The sequence below is a fragment of the Bacillus cereus group sp. BfR-BA-01356 genome (assembly GCF_022663635.1).
GTDB lineage: Bacteria > Bacillota > Bacilli > Bacillales > Bacillaceae_G > Bacillus_A > Bacillus_A cereus.
On record NZ_JAKUFX010000010.1, the window covers coordinates 38,657 to 57,352 of the forward strand.

Here is an 18,696-nt window from a genome sequence, read left to right on the forward strand (position 1 = left end):
AAATCGTGTACTATTATAGTTATATTCATCACCTGATAAGAACTTTCGTTAAAAATCGTTCTTTCTCAGAACAAATAAAAAGGACAATCTCATCATTTAGAGATTGTCCTTTAAAATTTAATATTATATTTATCCTAGGATATGATACCCTGAATCAACGTGAATGTTTTCTCCTGTTACACCTCGAGCTAAATCACTGAATAGGAATACTGCTGTATCGCCAACTTCTTCTTGCGTTGTTGTGCGACGAAGTGGTGCGCGCTCCTCAATTTCTCTTAAGATTGAGTTGAAATCGCCTACACCTTTTGCAGATAACGTACGAATTGGTCCTGCAGAAATAGCGTTAACACGAATACCGTGTTGACCTAAATCGTTCGCTAAATATTTCACGCTCGCTTCTAATGAAGCTTTCGCAACACCCATAACGTTATAATTTTTCACAACGCGCTCGCCGCCAAGGTATGTTAACGTTAAAATATTTCCGCCTTCTGTCATTACTTTTTTTGCTTCTCTTGCTACAGCTGTTAAAGAGAATGCACTAATATTTTGTGCAAGTAAAAATCCATCGCGAGAAGTATCTACAAATTCACCTTTTAAGTCATCGCGATTTGCAAAAGCAATACAATGTGCTACACCGTGAATAGTACCTACTTCTTGTTTAATTGTTTCAAAGCAAGCTGTAAGTTCCTCATCATTCGTTACATCACAAGGTAATACAAGTGATTCTTGTCCTTCTAATGTGTCCGCTAATTCACGAACGTTTCTTTCTAAACGTTCTCCTGCATATGTGAATATTAATTTTGCACCTGCATTATGCAAAGAGCGAGCTATTCCCCATGCAATACTTCTTTGGTTCGCAACGCCCATAACAACAAATGTTTTCCCTTGTAATAGTTCCATGATATATCCTCCCAGAAATACTTATACTTGTTATTAGTACCTGATACTATAATTATAGTACCATAAAACCGCTTAAAGGCAAACAAAAAAGTCATTAACAGAAATTTGTTAATGACTTTTGGTTTCTATAAAAAACCGCTCTAATCCTTCTTCCCAAGACGGCATTTGTGAAAAACCATTTAATCTTAGCATGTTATGTTGAAAAATAGAATATTTGGGCCTCGCAGCCGCAGCCCCGAATTCTTCCGTTGAAACAGGTAATACATGCACTTTCATATTGGCGTACGAAAATATCTTTTGTGCAAATTCAAACCAAGAGCATGAGCCTCTGTTTGATACGTGGTATGTACCGTATAAAGAAGTATGAATGAGCTTATTAATAACCATATTCAAATCCGCCACATACGTAGGAGAGCCAACTTGATCCGCTACAACAGATATTTCATCTCTTTCTTTTCCTAATCGCATCATCGTTTTCACAAAATTATTCCCATATTTACCATATAGCCACGATGTGCGAACGATAAAATATTTATTATGTAACTCTTTGACGAACTGCTCCCCCGCATACTTAGAGGCCCCATATATATTTATCGGTGCTGGACTATGAAATTCTTCGTATCCATCTGGTCTGGCGCCTTGAAATACATAATCAGTACTAATATAAACTAGCTTCGCCCCTACTAATTGTGAAGCAACCGCTACATTTCGAGCTCCGATTGCATTTATTCTATATGCAAGATCCTGTTCTTTCTCCGCATGATCTACTTTCGTATAGGCAGCACAATGAATAATTATATGTGGTTTTATTTCTTGTACCACTTGTTGTATTCGGGATATATTTGTCACATCTAATAACTTTTTATCAAATGGATATATATCATATTCTTCAGAGTCTAACTCTTCAAATAGTTGCTTTCCTAATTGACCGTTTGCTCCTGTTATGATAACCCTCTCTTTCATTTAACATGCCCCTTACTGGTCTTTTAGTGGTTTCCACCATTCCTTATTCTTTTCATACCATTTCACCGTCTCTTGTAATCCTTGTTCAAACGTATATTTCGGTTCCCAATCAAATTCATTCTTCATTTTCTCTGCATCAATCGCATAACGACGATCGTGCCCTAAACGATCTGTAACATATTCAATGTCTTTTTTTGTTTTTCCTAAAAGAGTAATAATTTGTTCCACAACTTCTACATTTGTTTTTTCATTATTTCCACCTATATTATATACTTCTCCGACACGTCCCTTATGCAAAACAACGTCAATCGCACTGCAATGATCCGTTACATGTAACCAATCTCTTACATTTAAACCATCACCATATAACGGTAGTTTTTTTCCTTCTAGTGCATTCGTAACCATTAATGGAATTAATTTTTCAGGATACTGGTACGGTCCATAATTGTTAGAACAACGCGTTACTATAACCGGTAATTGATATGTTTTATAGTAAGATAGAGCTATCATGTCCGCGCTCGCCTTACTTGAAGAATATGGACTATTTGGAGCTAACGGCGTTTTCTCTGTGAACTTCCCTGTTTTTCCTAAAGAGCCATACACTTCATCCGTTGATACTTGCACAAGTTTTATATGCGAATATTTTTTAACTAGTTCTAATAAAGTGACCGTCCCAATTACATTTGTATCATAAAAAGGAATCGGATTTTCAATACTACGGTCCACATGTGATTCAGCTGCAAAATTTACAATCACTTGTACGTCCCGCTCTTTTATAACGTGTTCTAATAGCTCTCCATTTTGAATTTCTCCCTTTACAAAAAAGTAATTCGGGTGATCCTGAAGAGATTTTACGTTATTTAAATTCCCGCTATATGTTAATGCATCGTAATTAATAATTTTATATGTTTCATAACTTTGTAGCATGTAATGAACGAAATTACTTCCAATAAATCCAGCCCCACCTGTTACTAATATATTCATAAACAACGCTCCTACTTAAAAACTATCTTCATATTCCTCTAATAATGGTAATATCTGATCCTTATCGGACAATATAGGATCGGTTACTGGCCAAGGAATTGCTAAATCTTTATCTTCCCAAAGTAATCCTGAGTCATGCTCTGCGCTATAATATTCATCTACTTTATACATAACGATAGTATGCGGAACAAGCGTGCAAAATCCATGCGCAAACCCTTTTGGCACTAGTAATTGCCGATGGTTATCTCCACTTAAAATATATCCTTTCCATTGTTTAAATGTTGGTGATTTTTTTCGTAAATCGACGATAACATCATAAATTGCCCCTTGCATAACTTGAATGAGTTTCGTTTGTGCTTTCGGTTTTTTTTGAAAGTGTAGTCCCCGAATCGTTCCTGCCTTAGCCGAATAAGATACGTTATCCTGTACAAATGAATACGTTATCCCTAATGTTTCTAGCACCTGCTTATTATAACTCTCTGAAAAAAAGCCACGCTCGTCTCCAAACAACCTCGGTTCTAACAATTTTGCATCGGTAAAATTTGTTTCTACAACTTTCATATTCTCACCTATTCTCCGTTAAACTGTTTCCCAAAATTAATATCACGCGCTAACGTATTCGCCTTTTGAAGCGAAGCATGAGTTCCCGCATCAGTCCACCAGCCGTTCATTTCATTATAAGTAAGTACCCCTCGTTTTAAATACCAATTATTTATATCTGTAATTTCAAGTTCTCCCCGTGCAGAAGGTTTTAATTCTTTAATATAAGAAAAGACTTTCGAATCATACAAATAAATTCCCGTAACCGCATAAGAACTTTTCGGCTCTTTCGGCTTTTCTTCAATTTCAACTATTTTTCGGTTTTGAATATGTGCTACGCCAAATCTTTCGGGATCTTCTACAGATTGCAATAGCACTTTCGCACCTTCTTTTTGATTTGCAAACTCTTCAACATACGGAAGAATATCATCTGAAAAAATATTATCACCTAATATAACTACCATACGATCATTCCCGACGAAATCTTCACAAAGCCCTAACGCCTGTGCGATCCCGCCCGCTTTATCTTGCACACGATACGTAAAGGACACTCCAAATTCATGACCACTCCCTAAAAAGCTAACAACATCCCCCATATGCTCTTTACCTGTAATAATCATAATATCTGTAATATCGCATTGTTTTAGCTTATATACCGCATGATAAATCATTGGATACCGACCAACAGGAAGTAAATGTTTATTCGTTACTTTCGTTATTGGATATAATCTCGATCCAGTACCACCTGCTAAAATAATTCCTTTCACTTTGCATCTCTCCTTTATGATGGAGATAATATATCTTTGTAATGTTCTACAAACACTTTCCGGTACTTCTCATATGTATCCGCATCAAACTCATCCCCGTTGTAATGAATACACCATAAATTTGCTTGATTTGGGATACCGATTAAATAACCAGCCCTTTGAAACTCTAAAGACTGTGACACATCATAAAAGTGAAACCCTTGAAACAAATCTTCTCGCCACGGAATATCATACTGCGTTGCCATGAATAAACCATCAATTGCCTGAACTGACAAAAATGGTTGATTACCATAAAAAACCTGATCTAAATTTAATAATTGATAATTCCGTCTTCTATACTCAATCACTTTCCCTACTAAATTTTTTCCTTCCCACCATATCCCGTTATTCGGTAAAAACTGAGCTCCAGCGACTCCTATTAAACCAAGCTTTTCATTTTCTTTAAAAAGAGATATAAGTGTAGAAAACATGTCTCGATTAATAAGATATGTATCTTGATGTATATACACTTTGTATTTCGCTGGATATGAAAGGGCTCGGTTGTATGCACTCGCCATACTTTGTGCATCTCGTATCGGAAAAATTTGTACGACATAACCAGGGGGAACAAAAATGTTTCTTATTTGGCTCTCACATTGTTTGAAAAGCTCCTCATTATTTACACAAACAACGACTAATATTGTATGATCTTTCATTTTTGTCCCCCCTTTTATTCTTCCTTATTTATATCTGACATATAGTGTTCCACAAATATTTTTCGATACTTTTCATAGTTCGTCATATTCACATCAAAATGATAATGGATACACCAAGCATCGCGCTGTACAGGTACACCAACTGTATATCCTGCTTTTTTAAATTCAAACGATTGAGATACATCATAAAAATCAAATCCGTCAAATAAGTCTTCTCGCCACGGAACATCATATTGTGTCGCCATTAATAAACCATCAATACATTCTACAGGAATAAATGTTTTTGATTCATGATACGGTTGTTCTAAACTTGCCATATAAAACAAATCATTCATATAACCAATGACCTTTCCTACAATTCCACGCCCTTCGTTCCATACACCAGTTGGAGGAACATATTGCGCTCCAACCATCCCAATCATACCAAGATGTTCATGTTCCTCAAATAATTGAAGTAATCCGTATAAAAAGGCTCTATTTATAATAAAAACATCTTGATGTATATACACTTTATACTTTGCTGGATGCGAAATGGCTTGATTGTATCCACTCGTCATACTTTTCGCATTTCGAAGCGGCATAAATTGGACAATATATCCTGGCGGTACTAACAATTGCAATATATGTCGCACGCAGTTTGCATACAATTTCCGATCATTTATACATGTAACAAATAATATTGTTTTGTCTGCAGCACTCATAATTGTGATTTTTCAGCTTCAATAATATACTGAAATACAACTGTCTCAGCCATGAAGCCACTTCCAAGACGATATTTTTTACAAATTCCATATAACTCCTCAATAAGCGGCTCATACATTTTATGATCAACATATACACGATCTACTTTACTAATTGAATATCCTGCTTTTAAAAACATTCTTAGCATTTCATTGAATGTAAAGAAACGAATATGTGTTTTATCTAATAAACCATATTCTGTATACGTCCAATTTCCAGCAAGCAAGGGAGCTAATACTGAAATATGAGCAACGTTTGGTATACTTGCTAAAATCACACCATTTTGCTTTATATATGGCTTTACTTTTTCTATTACAGCCCATGGATTAAATAAATGCTCTAATACATCCCCAAATATGACGCAATCAAATTGCCCCTCCTCATAAGGAAGATCTATTTTTTCTATATCCCCTAAAATAACATGATCTAGTCTTTCCTTCGCTTTTTCTGCCGCCTCTGGAAATGCCTCAATTCCTGATACACGTGTACCGTTTTCTTTAATAGCTGCTCCCAATGCACCGCTCGAGCAACCAATATCAAGAACTTCTTTCCATTCCTTTTTTATATGCTTTAATAAATTCGGATTCGCTGCATTATAATAATGCTCGGATTTTTCTTCATATAAAGAACTTTTTTCGCGACTCATTTCACACACTCCTTATGCAAATTGAATTAGAAATATAAATCTCATATGAATTCTATAAAGTGCAGATTTTGTTCATCCCCCACTGATTATTAGCCCACAAATAGTAGTATAAAACCTTTTATTTATATTGGTTACGTTACTGATACTCTAATATATAACCAATCTATTAGAGTTAGAATAACGATACATCATTTCTAAAAAACGAAACCTATTACACTTTATATGGTTTATCAAAAACTCCCCGAAAATATTTACGGTTATATTCAATTGCAGCATTATTCGGAACATAAGAAGCTGCTAATTCATTGTAATAATACGCTTTATCCTGCTCCCCTAACCTGCTATAACAAATACACATTTGTAAATAGGGTAGCCATGTGTAGCTAGCTGGACTATGGAAAGGACTCTCCGTTGCCATTGGTACTTCCGTTGCAAGTTTAAACCAAAATATCGCTTCATTATATTTTTCTTGTTCCATATATATATATCCTATTCTTGTACAATTCTCTCCTCTAGGGACGCCATACCGAAACGACTTCACACAAGATTCGATTGCCTTCTCCCACATTCCGAGCTTTGCATAGCAATCTCCTAACTTACCACATGCATAAATTTTCTCTTCATACCATCCTTCGTCTTGATTAAGAAATGTTTCATATAGAAGAACTGCATCATCATATTTTTGGTTATCCGTAGATTCATTTGCGTAATAAAATAAATCTCTCGGACTTAATTCTTCACCTGCCGCTACAGTATTTTGAAAAATTTTCAAATTACGATTTGTTACTTTTTTTTCTTTTTTATGTGTAATAGCAACATTACTACTAAAAACCTCACCAGAAATAGCTAAATACTCATGAACCTTTCCAAACCATTGGAATTGTTTTTCACGCTTTACAAGTCGATTTCTTTTTGTACAATATAAAGGTTTCCCGTTAGAATCCATCGCAAGATGATAAGGCATCGAAACAGCATCAATTTTAGGATCTAATTCTCTTTTTAAAAGTTTCAATGCTTCTTGAGCATCTTCTAATAATACGTCATCTGCATCTAGCCACAATATATACTCTTGCGTCGCTTTTGAAAAAGAAAAATTTCTTGCTGCTGCAAAATCATCAATCCACTGGAAATCATATATGTTAGAAGTGTATTTCTCTACGATTTCTTTCGTTCGATCGACGGAGCCTGTATCAACCACTATAATTTCATCCACAATTTTTTCAACTGTGTCTAAACAACGGGCTATTGTCTCCTCCTCATCTCGAACAATCATACATAAACTAATTGTAATTCCTTGCTTGTTCAACATAATCACCCTCTTCCAAATCAATCATATGTTATACATATACTAAACTTTCCATTTTTTTAAATTGTTCAAGTAGTTTAAGATTTCTTTTCAATAATTCAAATGTCCGTGTCATTTTCTTTCGGTTTTGCATCTACTATATAATGAACGCTTTATGGAGGTGAATTTATGTCAAATAATAATTATTCAAATGGATTAAATCCCGATGAATCTTTATCAGCTAGTGCATTTGACCCTAATCTTGTAGGACCTACATTACCACCGATACCACCGTTTACCCTTCCGACTGGGCCGACCGGGCCGACTGGACCGACTGGGCCGACTGTACCTACCGGGCCAACTGGACCGACTGGGCCAACTGGACCGACTGGACCGACTGGGCCGACTGGTGACACTGGGACTACTGGACCTACGGGGCCGACTGGTGACACTGGGGCTACTGGACCTACGGGGCCGACTGGTGACACTGGAGCTACTGGACCTACGGGGCCGACTGGGGCTACTGGACCGACTGGACCGACTGGACCGACTGGACCATCCGGACTAGGACTTCCAGCAGGATTGTATGCATTTAACTCCGCTGGAATTTCTTTAGATCTTGGACTTAATGCTCCAGTACCATTTAATACTGTTGGATCTCAGTTTGGTACAGCAATTTCTCAATTAGATGCTGATACTTTCGTTATTGCTGAAACTGGATTCTATAAAATCACTGTTATCGTATATACTGCGGCAATAAGTGTATTAGGGGGGCTTACAATCCAAGTAAATGGGGTATCTGTACCAGGTACTGGGGCTACTTTAATCTCAGTTGGAGCACCTATCGTTGTTCAAGCAATTACGCAAATTACGACAACTCCATCATTAGTTGAAGTAATCGTTACAGGACTTGGGCTATCATTAGCTCTTGGTACAAATGCATCTATTATTATTGAAAAAGTTGCTTAATTTTTACTTAGCAGTAGAACTGTTATCAGTTTTACTGCTTTTTCAATTTTAAATTCAATCATGAAACATTCGCTATCTACATAATCATATTGTTGTATGACATTTTGCAGGAGGCACAAATATGGAAAGTAAATCTGCTGTTCAGCTTTATCTCGAATTGCTAAAGAAGACCATTTTATTTGAAATATGGTTAGAATATGAGGCATACTTACCCGCATCTCTACATATTTCGAAAGAACTAGAATTCGAGCCAGTTACAGTCCCCCTCCCTTTATTCATTAAGCAATATGCTGAAAACCATAACTTAAAAATTGTAAAACCAAATGTTTCAAAAAGTGAACGCCATGATGGAATGGATTGGCCAAGAGCAGCACATAGTATGATTGGTCGAGAACGTATGAACCAATTACAAGAGGCGATGGAAACCGTTGTTCGTGAAAATATAGAAGGTGATTTTATTGAAACAGGTGTATGGCGCGGAGGTTCATGCATTTTTATGAATGGTTTTTTACAAGCAAACAACATTACGAATCGTAATGTGTGGGTTGCAGATTCATTTGAAGGTTTGCCAGCACCGAATCTAGAACAATATCCAAAAGATTACGGTGATTATTTACACACATTCGATTACTTACGCGTCTCTTTAGAACAAGTACAAGAGAATTTCAAAAAATATGATTTACTAAATGATCAAGTGAAATTTTTAAAAGGCTGGTTTAAAGATACTTTACCAACAGCACCAATCGAAAAAATTGCAATTGCACGGCTTGATGGTGATATGTACGAATCCACAATGGATGGTCTCGTGAACTTATATGATAAAGTTTCTAAAGGTGGCTATATAATTATCGATGACTACGGGCTACCGCCATGCGCTGAGGCTGTGACAGACTTTAGAAACCAACGAAATTTAAAAGCCCCTATTACTAAAATTGATGTATTTGGCGTTTATTGGAGAAAAGAATAAAAAAGATTTAACCTATAGGAGATTCCATTTTCACTCATTCTTCTCTTACTTCTGATCCAATTAAGTATTCTTTTTCGGAATCTCCCTACATATAACAATTGTTTTCCTGTGTTCTCTCACTACAAATTGAAAATTTTATTAATAGAGTTACTGCATATTCTCACATAAGAAAGGGGTATACTCATGAGCGAATTTAACAAAGAAATGACTTTACTCCCCCCTCCTGAACTCGTCCAATATGTAGGTGGCGACTTCAAAAAAGTTGGAAAAGAGTTCCTAAAGTATTTTATTCAAATTGGCGCTTTAAAACCAAATGAAAAAGTATTAGATGTAGGCTGCGGCGTCGGCCGAATGGCTGTACCATTATTGAATTACTTAAATGATGATGGAGCGTATTATGGATTTGATTTGTTTAAAGATGGAATTGCTTGGTGTCAAAATAACATTTCAACTATGCGTAATAATTTTCACTTTGAACATGTTGACATATACAATCAATTCTATAATCCAGAAGGAAAAGAAGATGCCTCTCAATATCGTTTTCCCTATGAAGACGGGACATTCGATTTTATCTTTTTAACTTCTGTATTTACGCATCTTCTTCCAAAAGAATTAGAACATTACGTATCTGAAATTGTACGTGTATTAAAAAAAGACGGGAGATGTTTCATTACATTCTTTCTTATAAATCCTGAATCGTCCTATTATTTAAATGCAGGACAAAGTACATTAGGTTTTTATCATCGAATCGAAAATTGCTACGTTGTAAATAAAGATATTCCGAATTTCGCAGTTGCTTATCCTGAGACAGATATTTGCAATCTATTGAATAAGTACGGCCTAGAAATAATCAATAAGCCGCATTACGGTTTATGGTGCGGCAGACATGAATATACAAGTTACCAAGATATTGTTCTTACAAAAAAAAGCTTCTGAAAGGAAGTTATGTATGATGAATGAAAAAAATCTACCTCTCGTTTCCATCCTTATTCCTACTTATAATCGGCCTCATTATTTCAAAATTGCTCTAGAAAGTGCATTGGCACAAACTTATTCTAATATTGAAATCATCATTGGAGATGACAGCACAAATGATGAAACAGCAACTTTAATACGCGAACAATACTTACCAAATTATAAAAATATAACATACATTCGAAATACCCCTACTCTAGGACAATTTCACAATGACCTTATGCTCATAGAAAAATCAAATGGTGAGTATATAAATTTTTTAATGGACGATGACGTGTTTTATAAGCATAAAATACAAAAAATGATGACCTATTTTGAGCAAGATCCCAATAAAAATCTTGCTCTTGTTACTTCTTATCGAGTACGCATTGATGATCATGGAAATCTAATAGGTGATTCCCATCCAACACAAAGGTTATATAGTGAAGACACCCCATTAAACGGGATATTTTTAGGTAATTGGATGTTAAAGGGCGGACACAACATTATCGGTGAGCCTACAACTACTTTGTTCCGAAAGGAATTGCTCACTGAACCTTTTGGCACCCTTAAAGAGCGACAATATTCTTGTAGTGTTGATATGGCCTCATGGATTTCTTTACTTTCTAAAGGAAATGCAATATACATTTCTGAGCCTTTAAGTCAATTTCGCTACCATGCTGGACAACAAATACACAATAAGCTCCTTCAAGGTTGTGAAGATTTCACACACCTTGTTATAACAGCAAAAGAATATGGCTTTTTACAAAATACTACGGACTATAGAGCAGCTCTACTTAGTGCTTACCAATGGTGTAAAAGTTCCTTAAAATACTATCTTCATCAACTAGATATTTTTCCTGACGCACATGTACGTCTCTCCTATTGTTTGGATATAATTATTAAAGAGCTAAACAATTAAACTACTCTGCAAAATTAAAAGTGTATGGACTATATGTGAATCATTCGTATAGTTCATACATTCTTTCTCATACTATAAAGTGAAACTTTAATCAGCTCTCACCAATCGGGCTTTTACGGGCAGTTGATCCCCCACCTAACTTCTTCGCTTTCGCTGAATTTTGAGGTGGGGGTCTTACTGCCCATTAATGCGGGATAAAATCCATTACTATAAAGAGCAGTAGAAAGGAATACCTACATTGAAAGATCCAAATTCTCAATATCAAATAGACTACGTATTACTATTTATTTTATTTGCCATTGGGATTGTTAGTTGTTGTGCTATTGCAAGTGCGCAAGCCTCTTTACCGCCATTTTTACAAAACGTCAATTTTGTACTAAAGCAAATCCAATGGTATTTCATTGGATTTATAGCCATTGGTGTTATTATGATTATCGACTTCGATCGTTATCAAAAAATTGCTTGGTATTTGTATAGCTTTGCAATGGTACTACTTATTGGACTAGAACTTCAAGTACCAGGTGCCGTTACAATTAAAGGCGCTACCGCTTGGTACAGGCTCCCAGGCATTGGAAATTTTCAGCCTTCTGAAATTATGAAATTGTTTTTAATTATCGTCATTGGAAGAATTATAGCAAATCATAATGAGAAATATTTTTCCCAAACGATACATGACGATTTTTTACTACTTGGAAAAATATTTGCGACAAGCTTGCCACCACTACTACTTATTGCAAAAGAACCAGATTTAGGAAACACAATGGTCATTTCAGCGATGCTTGCAGCAATGATACTAGTTTCTGGCATCCGATGGCGTTTTATTTTTGGATTAGTTTCAGGTACTTTCGTTGCTGGATCTACATTAATATATATTTTTTTTACTCACACAGATTTCTTTAAAGCACACATTTTAAAAGAATATCAATTAAATCGCTTCTACGGATGGTTAGCACCTTACAAATATGATGCACAAGGCTATCAATTAAGACAAGCATTCTTAGCGACTGGATCCGGAGAAATGCAAGGAAAAGGGTGGGAAAATGGACAAGTATATTTTCCAGAACCACATACAGATTTTATTTTCACTAATGTCGCTGAACAATTTGGATTTCTAGGCGCAAGTGTCATTATTTCTCTTTTTTTCTTACTCATTTTTCGAATGATTCATATTGCTTTAGAAAGTAATGACCCTTTCGGTAGTTACATTTGCGCTGGTACAATCGGAATGTTTACTTTCCAAGTATTCCAAAATATCGGGATGACAATCGGATTACTTCCCATTACAGGGATAACATTACCTCTTATGAGTTACGGAGGAAGTTCACTGCTTACATACATGATTGCGATTGGATTCATTTTAAATGTTCGCTCAAGAACGAAAATCTTTATGTTTAAATGAACAACACAAAAACGCTATATTTTTATCTCTATCCTTTTTTAGATATACTAATGAAAAATACGATGGAGGTTTAAATATGAAATATGACATTATAGGAGATATTCATGGATGCTTCCAAGAGTTTCAAAATTTAACAGAGAAGCTAGGATATAACTGGAGTAGCGGTCTACCGGTTCACCCTGACCAACGTAAACTTGCATTCGTTGGCGATATTACAGACCGTGGTCCTCATTCATTACGTATGATTGAAATTGTATGGGAACTTGTCATACATAAAAAAGAAGCTTATTACGCTCCTGGAAATCACTGTAATAAACTATATCGATTTTTCCTTGGGCGTAATGTAACAGTCGCTCACGGACTTGAAACAACTGTTGCTGAATATGAGGCACTTCCTTCTCATAAGCAAAACGTTATAAAAGAAAAGTTTATCACTCTTTATGAACAATCACCGCTCTACCACATACTAGATGAAAAAAGAGTAATCGTATGTCACGCTGGGATTCGGCAAGATTACATAGGAAGACGAGATAAAAAAGTACAAACCTTTGTATTATATGGCGATATTACAGGAGAGAAGCATGCCGATGGCTCACCTGTCCGTCGCGATTGGGCGCAAGAGTACAAGGGGCAAGCTTGGATTATATATGGACATACACCAGTAGCAGAACCTCGATTCGTCAATCAGACAGTCAATATTGATACTGGTGCTGTATTTGGTGGCAAATTAACCGGATTACGTTATCCTGAAATGGAGACTATCTCTGTTCCTTCTTCTTTACCTTTTGTCGCTGAGAAATTCCGTCCAATTTCATAACTACCTTACTTAGCGAAAGATTACCGTATTATTTAGGCAGATCTCATATAAAACTAGGTAAAGTAATTAAAAAAAGATGCAATAAAGTGCATCTTTTTTTAATTACACTACATATAATGTCGCAGGAGGTGACAGAATGAAGAAAAAATCTTCTAAACAAAAAAGAAAATTTCCCCCTTTATATCTGCCCATGTACGGAATTAACAACTGGTGTAGTATTCGGGCTGCAGCGATAGAAGAACTGGAAGAACAAGAGTCATCAAAAAAAAGCAAAGTAAAACCAACATATGTCTCTTTAGAAAATGCTGTGATGAGCCGCATAATCGATCGCAGAAAAATAAAGATGCAACAAAAAAATAAACAGCTCTCAAATCAAGATGAACAGGTAATACATTCTAATCAAACAGAAGAAAAGACGGAAGAAAATATTTCTGTAGCAATAAATAAAAAAGTGGAACCAGAAATTCCAGCTGCTATTATAAACAAAGTAAAAAAAATAAAAGAGGCATTGGCTTCATCGAATGATATACAAACTGAAAAACCACTCATAATTGAGACACCTACACCTGAAAATACAAAAGTTAAAAGGGGCGGCCGATATGCATATGCGGAAGGGCTTCACTCTCATGCGGAGGGCATGGCAGCACATGCGGAAGGCTTATTAACACACGCAAAAGGTTCTTTCTCTCATGCAGAAGGATCAAACTCAAAAGCAACCGGACATAGTTCCCATAGTGAGGGAAGTGAAACGACAGCAGGCGGAGCTTATTCTCATGCAGAGGGTAAACAGACGATTGCTTTAGGCGAAGCAGCACACGCAGAAGGAACCGCAACTATCGCTAACGGATCCTCTTCTCATGCGGAAGGTCATCATACATCAACAGCTCATTTTGCAGGTAGCCATATTATGGGGCGCTTCGGCACTGCAGAAGAAGCTTATTCTTGGTTTATTGCAAATGGTGTAAGCGACACCGACCATAATATCGGGGCTAAATGGCTTGCCCATAATGGAGAAATGTACATTGAGGGTGCGTCTTACAATGCAAGTGGAACGGATTTTGCGCAAATGTTTGAAACCGAAGATCATAAACCTATTGATGTCGGTTATTTCGTTACATTTAGTAGCGAAGAAAAAATTCGGATAGCTACTTCACACGACTCGTTCATTTTAGGAATATCTAGTGCAACCCCTGCCCTTATAGGAAATAGCGGGGCTTTAAGTTGGGAAAAACGTTATAAAACAGATAACTTTGGAAAACGCCAATATGTATGGACGGAAACCGAAGAAATACAACCTCTTTTAAATACAGAATGGGATCCAACTCGCAAATATGTAGCAAGAAAAGATCGCGCCGAGTGGCTTCCTGTCGGATTAATTGGACAAATGTTAGTACGTGATGACGGCACTTGCGAAGCACATGGATTTTGTCTTCCAAATGACAATGGCATTGCTACAAAAGCCGAAAGTGGATTTTTCGTTATAAAGCGTACGGGTGAAAACCAAATTTTAATATTATTCCGCTAAGAAAAAAGGGAACAAAATTCTTTATAATATAAGAATTTTGTTCCCTTTTTAAGTATGCCGCAACACTTCTTGCATATCGCTTGGAAGCTTTATAGTGAAAGACATCTCTTTCTCTAAAATAGGATGATAAAACGTCAAAGATTTACTATGAAGTGCTTGCCGTTTCATTTCATCCCTTCTCCCTCCATATAAGCTATCACCAAGTAATGGATGTCCTACATGAGCCATATGCACACGAATTTGATGCGTTCTTCCTGTCTCAAGCTCAAGCGCTACATGTGTCTTATGATATGTACTATCAATTACTTTAAAATGAGTAACTGCCCTTTGTCCATCCTCACAAACCGTTCGCTCAATAATGCTATCAGATTTTCGACCAATTGGTGCATCAATCATTCCTTCTCGTTCTACAATCTTTCCGTGAACAATTGCTTCATACGTTCGTTTCACAGCTTTTTGTTGATGCTGCTTCGATAAAAGATGATGCACGAAACGATTTTTTGCAATGAGCATAAGCCCCGAAGTATCACGATCTAAACGTGTTACGATGTGCACTGTACTTGCAAGATGCTGCTTATCATAATGAGATAACAGCGCATTGGCAACACTTCCTGCCGGATGTTCTCTAGACGGAATCGTTGACATATTCGCCTCTTTATTAATGATAAGAACCGCGTCATCTTCATATATAATGCATAAAGGAATATCTTCTGCCATCATCCCTTCACTTCTTTCCTCCACTGGAAAAAAGACACGTAATTCTTCACCAGCACGCAACTGATGACGAACACTCGCATGTTGACCATTTACTTCAATTGCTCCGCCATGAAACTTTATATCCGTTAAAGCGGCTTTAGAAATACCTTTCGTTTTCAAAAATTCCCTAACTAAAGTTCCCTCTTCAGCCGGCCCTATATCCCATTTCAATGTAAATCTGTTCAAATATATAACCCTTTCTATTTATCTGCAACAAACGAGTCACGAACTCGTTTCCAGAACGGGAATGGGCGGAAACGAACAAATCGTACTTTCTCGTTTGCGACGCGATACTGGATTGATTTCACATCTTGATGAACCATCGTTAAATGATCCACTGTAATTTGTAAGTTCATTCCTGCAGCTGGCTTTAACACACATGTATGATGCTTCGGCAATACGAGTGGCGATCCTACAGTACGAAATACACGATTGTTAATGGACGCCATTTCTGCAATTTGAATCGCTTCAATAGATGGGTGAATAATTGCTCCGCCAAGCGCTTTATTATACGCGGTACTTCCTGAAGGAGTAGAGATACAAAGGCCATCTCCGCGGAATGTTTCAAAATATTCTCCGCGTATTTCTACTTCTGTTACTAATGTACCTTCTGCACTTTTTACAGTCGCTTCATTCATCGCTAAATACTGTGACTCTTTACTTCCATTCACATAGCGAATAATAACTTCTAAAAGCGGATATTCCACCACTTGGAATGGTGTTTTCGCAATCGCAATTACTAATTTCTCTACTTCTGTCGGTAACCAATCTGCATAGAAACCTAGATGTCCTGTATGTACACCAACAAATGCTGTTTCATCCAATCGATTATAATAACGATGAAACGCATATAAAAGCGTTCCATCTCCCCCAACAGAAATTACAATATCGGGTTCCTTTTCATCCATTATAAATCCAAAATCTAGCAAGTACTCTTTCATCGTGCTTGCCAGTGTATCTGATGATTGATCTCCCTTTGACATAATTGTAAATTTCATCGCCCAACACCCTTTAGTTTATGATTCGGAATCTTTCGTTTCTTGCTTTCTTGAAAAAGCCTTTTGCGCTTCTTGAATTTCAAGACGAATAGAAGACATTTCTTCATCTAATAAAAACGCCGCTTCAGCTGCACGTTGCAATCGTATTTTAATATCTTCAGGAAAACGTCCACTATATTTATAATTTAAAGAATGCTCAATTGTTGCCCAAAAGTTCATTGCTAGCGTGCGTATTTGGATTTCTACCAATACTTTTTGTTCACCTTGAATCGTTTGAACAGGATAACTAATGACAACATGATAAGAACGATAACCGCTATCTTTCTTTTGCGTGACATAATCACGTTCTTCCACGATTTCAAAGTCATTTCGTTTTCGAAGATATTCTACAACAGGCTTAATCTCATCAACAAATTGACACATCATTCTAAGCCCAGCAATATCCTGCATATCTTCTCTCAATCGGTCTAGCGGTACATTTCTCTTCTCCGCTTTATCAATAATACTTGCAACCGACTTTACCCTTCCTGTTACAAACTCAATTGGAGAATGCTCTGTTAACATTGCAAATTGAGTACGCATTCCTTTTAGTTTCACTTTTAGCTCTGCCACCGCTTGGTGGTAAGGTGCTAAAAATTCTTCCCAATTTCGATTCATTTCAACCACCACCAAAATCAATCCATTTGCTTATAGAAATACTTTTTCTACAGCAGTTACTAATTCTTCTCCGTAATTTGCATTACCTTCAATATTTTCAACTAAATATTCTACTTCTTCTTTTAATCCTTCTAATTCCATTTCAATGTCATTCACGCGAACGAACATAACCACATCGTTATTCATCGCTTCATGCATTGCTTCCCAGCATGTGTGCGGAATACTTACATAAATGAAAGATGATTCATTTTCTAAGATATATAAAAATGATAAATTGTCTGAGTCTACAAGTACGTGATTACGCGCACTTAACTCCTTTACCTCTATTTCACTATTTTCCGCACAAAAAATAAGAGCATTCTCTCTCTTTTCTACGCTCTTAACTTGGATTTTATTTTGCATGCTCTAACTCCTCCATCTCAACTTCCTGTCTTACTTAACAGTATTATTGTATCATAACATGGACGCAAACAAATAAAACATTGAACCAAATTTATGAAAAAGCGATAATGTGTAAAGAATTATTTTTCAAAAGGAGATTATACAATGACACAAGAAATTGAAATTGAATTCAAAAATATCGTTACAAAAGAAGAATTCGATACATTATGTAAATCGTTTTCTATTGAAGCATTTACAAAACAAGTGAATCACTACTTTGAAACACCTGACTTCTCGTTAAAAGAAGCTGGCTCTGCACTTCGTATTCGTCATAAAGGAGAAACTTATACGTTAACGTTGAAACAACCTGCAGAAATCGGTTTATTAGAAACGCATCAAGTCGTAACAGAAGACGAAGCAAAAATGATGATGGAAACAAACACAATCATTCAAGGAGCAGTAGTAGATCAATTACACAAATTACAAATTCCTGTTTCTGCTTTAACATATATGGGTAGTTTAACAACAGAAAGAGCAGAAACATTATTTAAAGGCGGAACGCTTGTCTTTGATCATAGTTTCTATTACAATCACGATGATTATGAAATTGAATTTGAAGTGCAAGATGAAGAAACAGGAAAAGCTGCATTTATTCATTTATTAACGCAACATAACATACCTGTTCGCCATACAAATAACAAAGTAAAACGCTTTTTCCTTGCCAAACAAAACAAAGCACGCTAAAGTGAAAATTCCACTAGTGAATATGTTTCACTAGTGGATACATCTCACTAAAAAAGTTTACACCCGTAGAATAAGCAAAGAATCTT

General features: G+C 36.3%; 21 protein-coding genes. 8 read left to right on the forward strand and 13 right to left on the reverse strand.

The window, feature by feature from the left end; all coding sequences use genetic code 11:
- Positions 1 to 129: 129 nt before the first annotated feature.
- The 9 genes from fabI to MR168_RS06150 all read right to left on the reverse strand — a co-directional run bounded on the left by fabI (position 130) and on the right by MR168_RS06150 (position 7,545).
- The gene (fabI, locus tag MR168_RS06110) at positions 130 to 900 is read right to left on the reverse strand and encodes an enoyl-ACP reductase FabI (protein ID WP_000421886.1); all 771 of its coding nucleotides are present in this window, start codon (positions 898 to 900) and stop codon (positions 130 to 132) included.
- Positions 901 to 1,008: 108 nt separating this feature from the next.
- Entirely contained in the window at positions 1,009 to 1,863 is an 855-nt protein-coding gene (gene rfbD / locus MR168_RS06115; protein ID WP_086411866.1) for a dTDP-4-dehydrorhamnose reductase, read from the reverse strand.
- A gap of 12 nt (positions 1,864 to 1,875) precedes the next feature.
- On the reverse strand, positions 1,876 to 2,847 hold the full coding sequence (gene rfbB, locus MR168_RS06120) for a dTDP-glucose 4,6-dehydratase (RefSeq protein ID WP_001024166.1): 972 nt from the start codon (positions 2,845 to 2,847) through the stop codon (positions 1,876 to 1,878).
- A 15-nt stretch (positions 2,848 to 2,862) separates the two neighbouring features.
- Positions 2,863 to 3,408, reverse strand: coding sequence for a dTDP-4-dehydrorhamnose 3,5-epimerase (gene rfbC, locus MR168_RS06125; protein ID WP_000869418.1), 546 nt, complete (start codon positions 3,406 to 3,408; stop codon positions 2,863 to 2,865).
- Positions 3,409 to 3,416: 8 nt separating this feature from the next.
- Positions 3,417 to 4,154, reverse strand: coding sequence for a sugar phosphate nucleotidyltransferase (locus tag MR168_RS06130; RefSeq protein ID WP_000676157.1), 738 nt, complete (start codon positions 4,152 to 4,154; stop codon positions 3,417 to 3,419).
- A gap of 14 nt (positions 4,155 to 4,168) precedes the next feature.
- Entirely contained in the window at positions 4,169 to 4,849 is a 681-nt protein-coding gene (locus MR168_RS06135; protein ID WP_000651527.1) for a glycosyltransferase family protein, read from the reverse strand.
- 14 nt (positions 4,850 to 4,863) lie between these two features.
- Positions 4,864 to 5,550, reverse strand: a complete 687-nt coding sequence (locus MR168_RS06140; RefSeq protein WP_086411867.1) for a glycosyltransferase family protein — start codon at positions 5,548 to 5,550, stop codon at positions 4,864 to 4,866.
- A complete protein-coding gene (locus MR168_RS06145; protein ID WP_000085805.1) occupies positions 5,547 to 6,236 on the reverse strand; it encodes a class I SAM-dependent methyltransferase in 690 nt (229 codons plus the stop codon). Before MR168_RS06145 ends, MR168_RS06140 begins: the two co-directional genes overlap by 4 nt.
- A 211-nt stretch (positions 6,237 to 6,447) precedes the next feature.
- Complete coding sequence (locus MR168_RS06150) at positions 6,448 to 7,545, reverse strand: glycosyltransferase (RefSeq protein ID WP_000932908.1); 1,098 nt, start codon at positions 7,543 to 7,545, stop codon at positions 6,448 to 6,450.
- A 165-nt stretch (positions 7,546 to 7,710) separates the two neighbouring features.
- Between MR168_RS06150 and MR168_RS06155 the strand changes: the two genes are divergently transcribed.
- From MR168_RS06155 to MR168_RS06185, 7 genes are all read left to right on the forward strand, one after another.
- On the forward strand, positions 7,711 to 8,490 hold the full coding sequence (locus MR168_RS06155) for a BclA C-terminal domain-containing protein (RefSeq protein ID WP_174402536.1): 780 nt from the start codon (positions 7,711 to 7,713) through the stop codon (positions 8,488 to 8,490).
- A 121-nt stretch (positions 8,491 to 8,611) separates the two neighbouring features.
- Positions 8,612 to 9,457: a TylF/MycF family methyltransferase gene (locus MR168_RS06160; RefSeq protein WP_000444386.1), complete on the forward strand. Its 846-nt coding sequence runs from the start codon at positions 8,612 to 8,614 to the stop codon at positions 9,455 to 9,457.
- Between the two features lie 183 nt (positions 9,458 to 9,640).
- The gene (locus tag MR168_RS06165) at positions 9,641 to 10,393 is read left to right on the forward strand and encodes a class I SAM-dependent methyltransferase (protein ID WP_006929080.1); all 753 of its coding nucleotides are present in this window, start codon (positions 9,641 to 9,643) and stop codon (positions 10,391 to 10,393) included.
- Between the two features lie 13 nt (positions 10,394 to 10,406).
- Complete coding sequence (locus MR168_RS06170) at positions 10,407 to 11,333, forward strand: glycosyltransferase family 2 protein (RefSeq protein WP_006929079.1); 927 nt, start codon at positions 10,407 to 10,409, stop codon at positions 11,331 to 11,333.
- A 238-nt stretch (positions 11,334 to 11,571) separates the two neighbouring features.
- The gene (locus MR168_RS06175) at positions 11,572 to 12,732 is read left to right on the forward strand and encodes an FtsW/RodA/SpoVE family cell cycle protein (protein ID WP_000654702.1); all 1,161 of its coding nucleotides are present in this window, start codon (positions 11,572 to 11,574) and stop codon (positions 12,730 to 12,732) included.
- Positions 12,733 to 12,808: 76 nt separating this feature from the next.
- The gene (gene prpE, locus MR168_RS06180; protein ID WP_006929078.1) at positions 12,809 to 13,549 is read left to right on the forward strand and encodes a bis(5'-nucleosyl)-tetraphosphatase PrpE; all 741 of its coding nucleotides are present in this window, start codon (positions 12,809 to 12,811) and stop codon (positions 13,547 to 13,549) included.
- 136 nt (positions 13,550 to 13,685) lie between these two features.
- On the forward strand, positions 13,686 to 15,074 hold the full coding sequence (locus tag MR168_RS06185) for a peptidase G2 autoproteolytic cleavage domain-containing protein (RefSeq protein WP_000730518.1): 1,389 nt from the start codon (positions 13,686 to 13,688) through the stop codon (positions 15,072 to 15,074).
- A gap of 48 nt (positions 15,075 to 15,122) precedes the next feature.
- Here the strand turns inward: MR168_RS06185 and MR168_RS06190 are convergent, their stop codons facing one another.
- Genes MR168_RS06190 through MR168_RS06205 form a run of 4 tightly spaced genes read right to left on the reverse strand, consistent with a single transcriptional unit; the run spans position 15,123 to position 17,887 of the window.
- Positions 15,123 to 16,016: an RluA family pseudouridine synthase gene (locus tag MR168_RS06190; protein ID WP_001079137.1), complete on the reverse strand. Its 894-nt coding sequence runs from the start codon at positions 16,014 to 16,016 to the stop codon at positions 15,123 to 15,125.
- Between the two features lie 14 nt (positions 16,017 to 16,030).
- Positions 16,031 to 16,828 carry an NAD kinase gene (locus MR168_RS06195; RefSeq protein WP_000673190.1) on the reverse strand — a complete coding sequence of 266 codons (798 nt, stop codon included), beginning with the start codon at positions 16,826 to 16,828 and terminating at the stop codon, positions 16,031 to 16,033.
- An 18-nt stretch (positions 16,829 to 16,846) separates the two neighbouring features.
- Positions 16,847 to 17,485 (reverse strand): GTP diphosphokinase, encoded by a 639-nt coding sequence (gene yjbM, locus MR168_RS06200; RefSeq protein ID WP_001081482.1) that lies wholly within the window; start codon positions 17,483 to 17,485, stop codon positions 16,847 to 16,849.
- Between the two features lie 30 nt (positions 17,486 to 17,515).
- Complete coding sequence (locus MR168_RS06205) at positions 17,516 to 17,887, reverse strand: UPF0738 family protein (protein ID WP_001180003.1); 372 nt, start codon at positions 17,885 to 17,887, stop codon at positions 17,516 to 17,518.
- 144 nt (positions 17,888 to 18,031) lie between these two features.
- Here MR168_RS06205 and MR168_RS06210 point away from each other — a divergent pair, with 144 nt between their 5' ends.
- A complete protein-coding gene (locus tag MR168_RS06210; protein ID WP_000191122.1) occupies positions 18,032 to 18,610 on the forward strand; it encodes a CYTH domain-containing protein in 579 nt (192 codons plus the stop codon).
- Positions 18,611 to 18,696 lie beyond the last annotated feature (86 nt).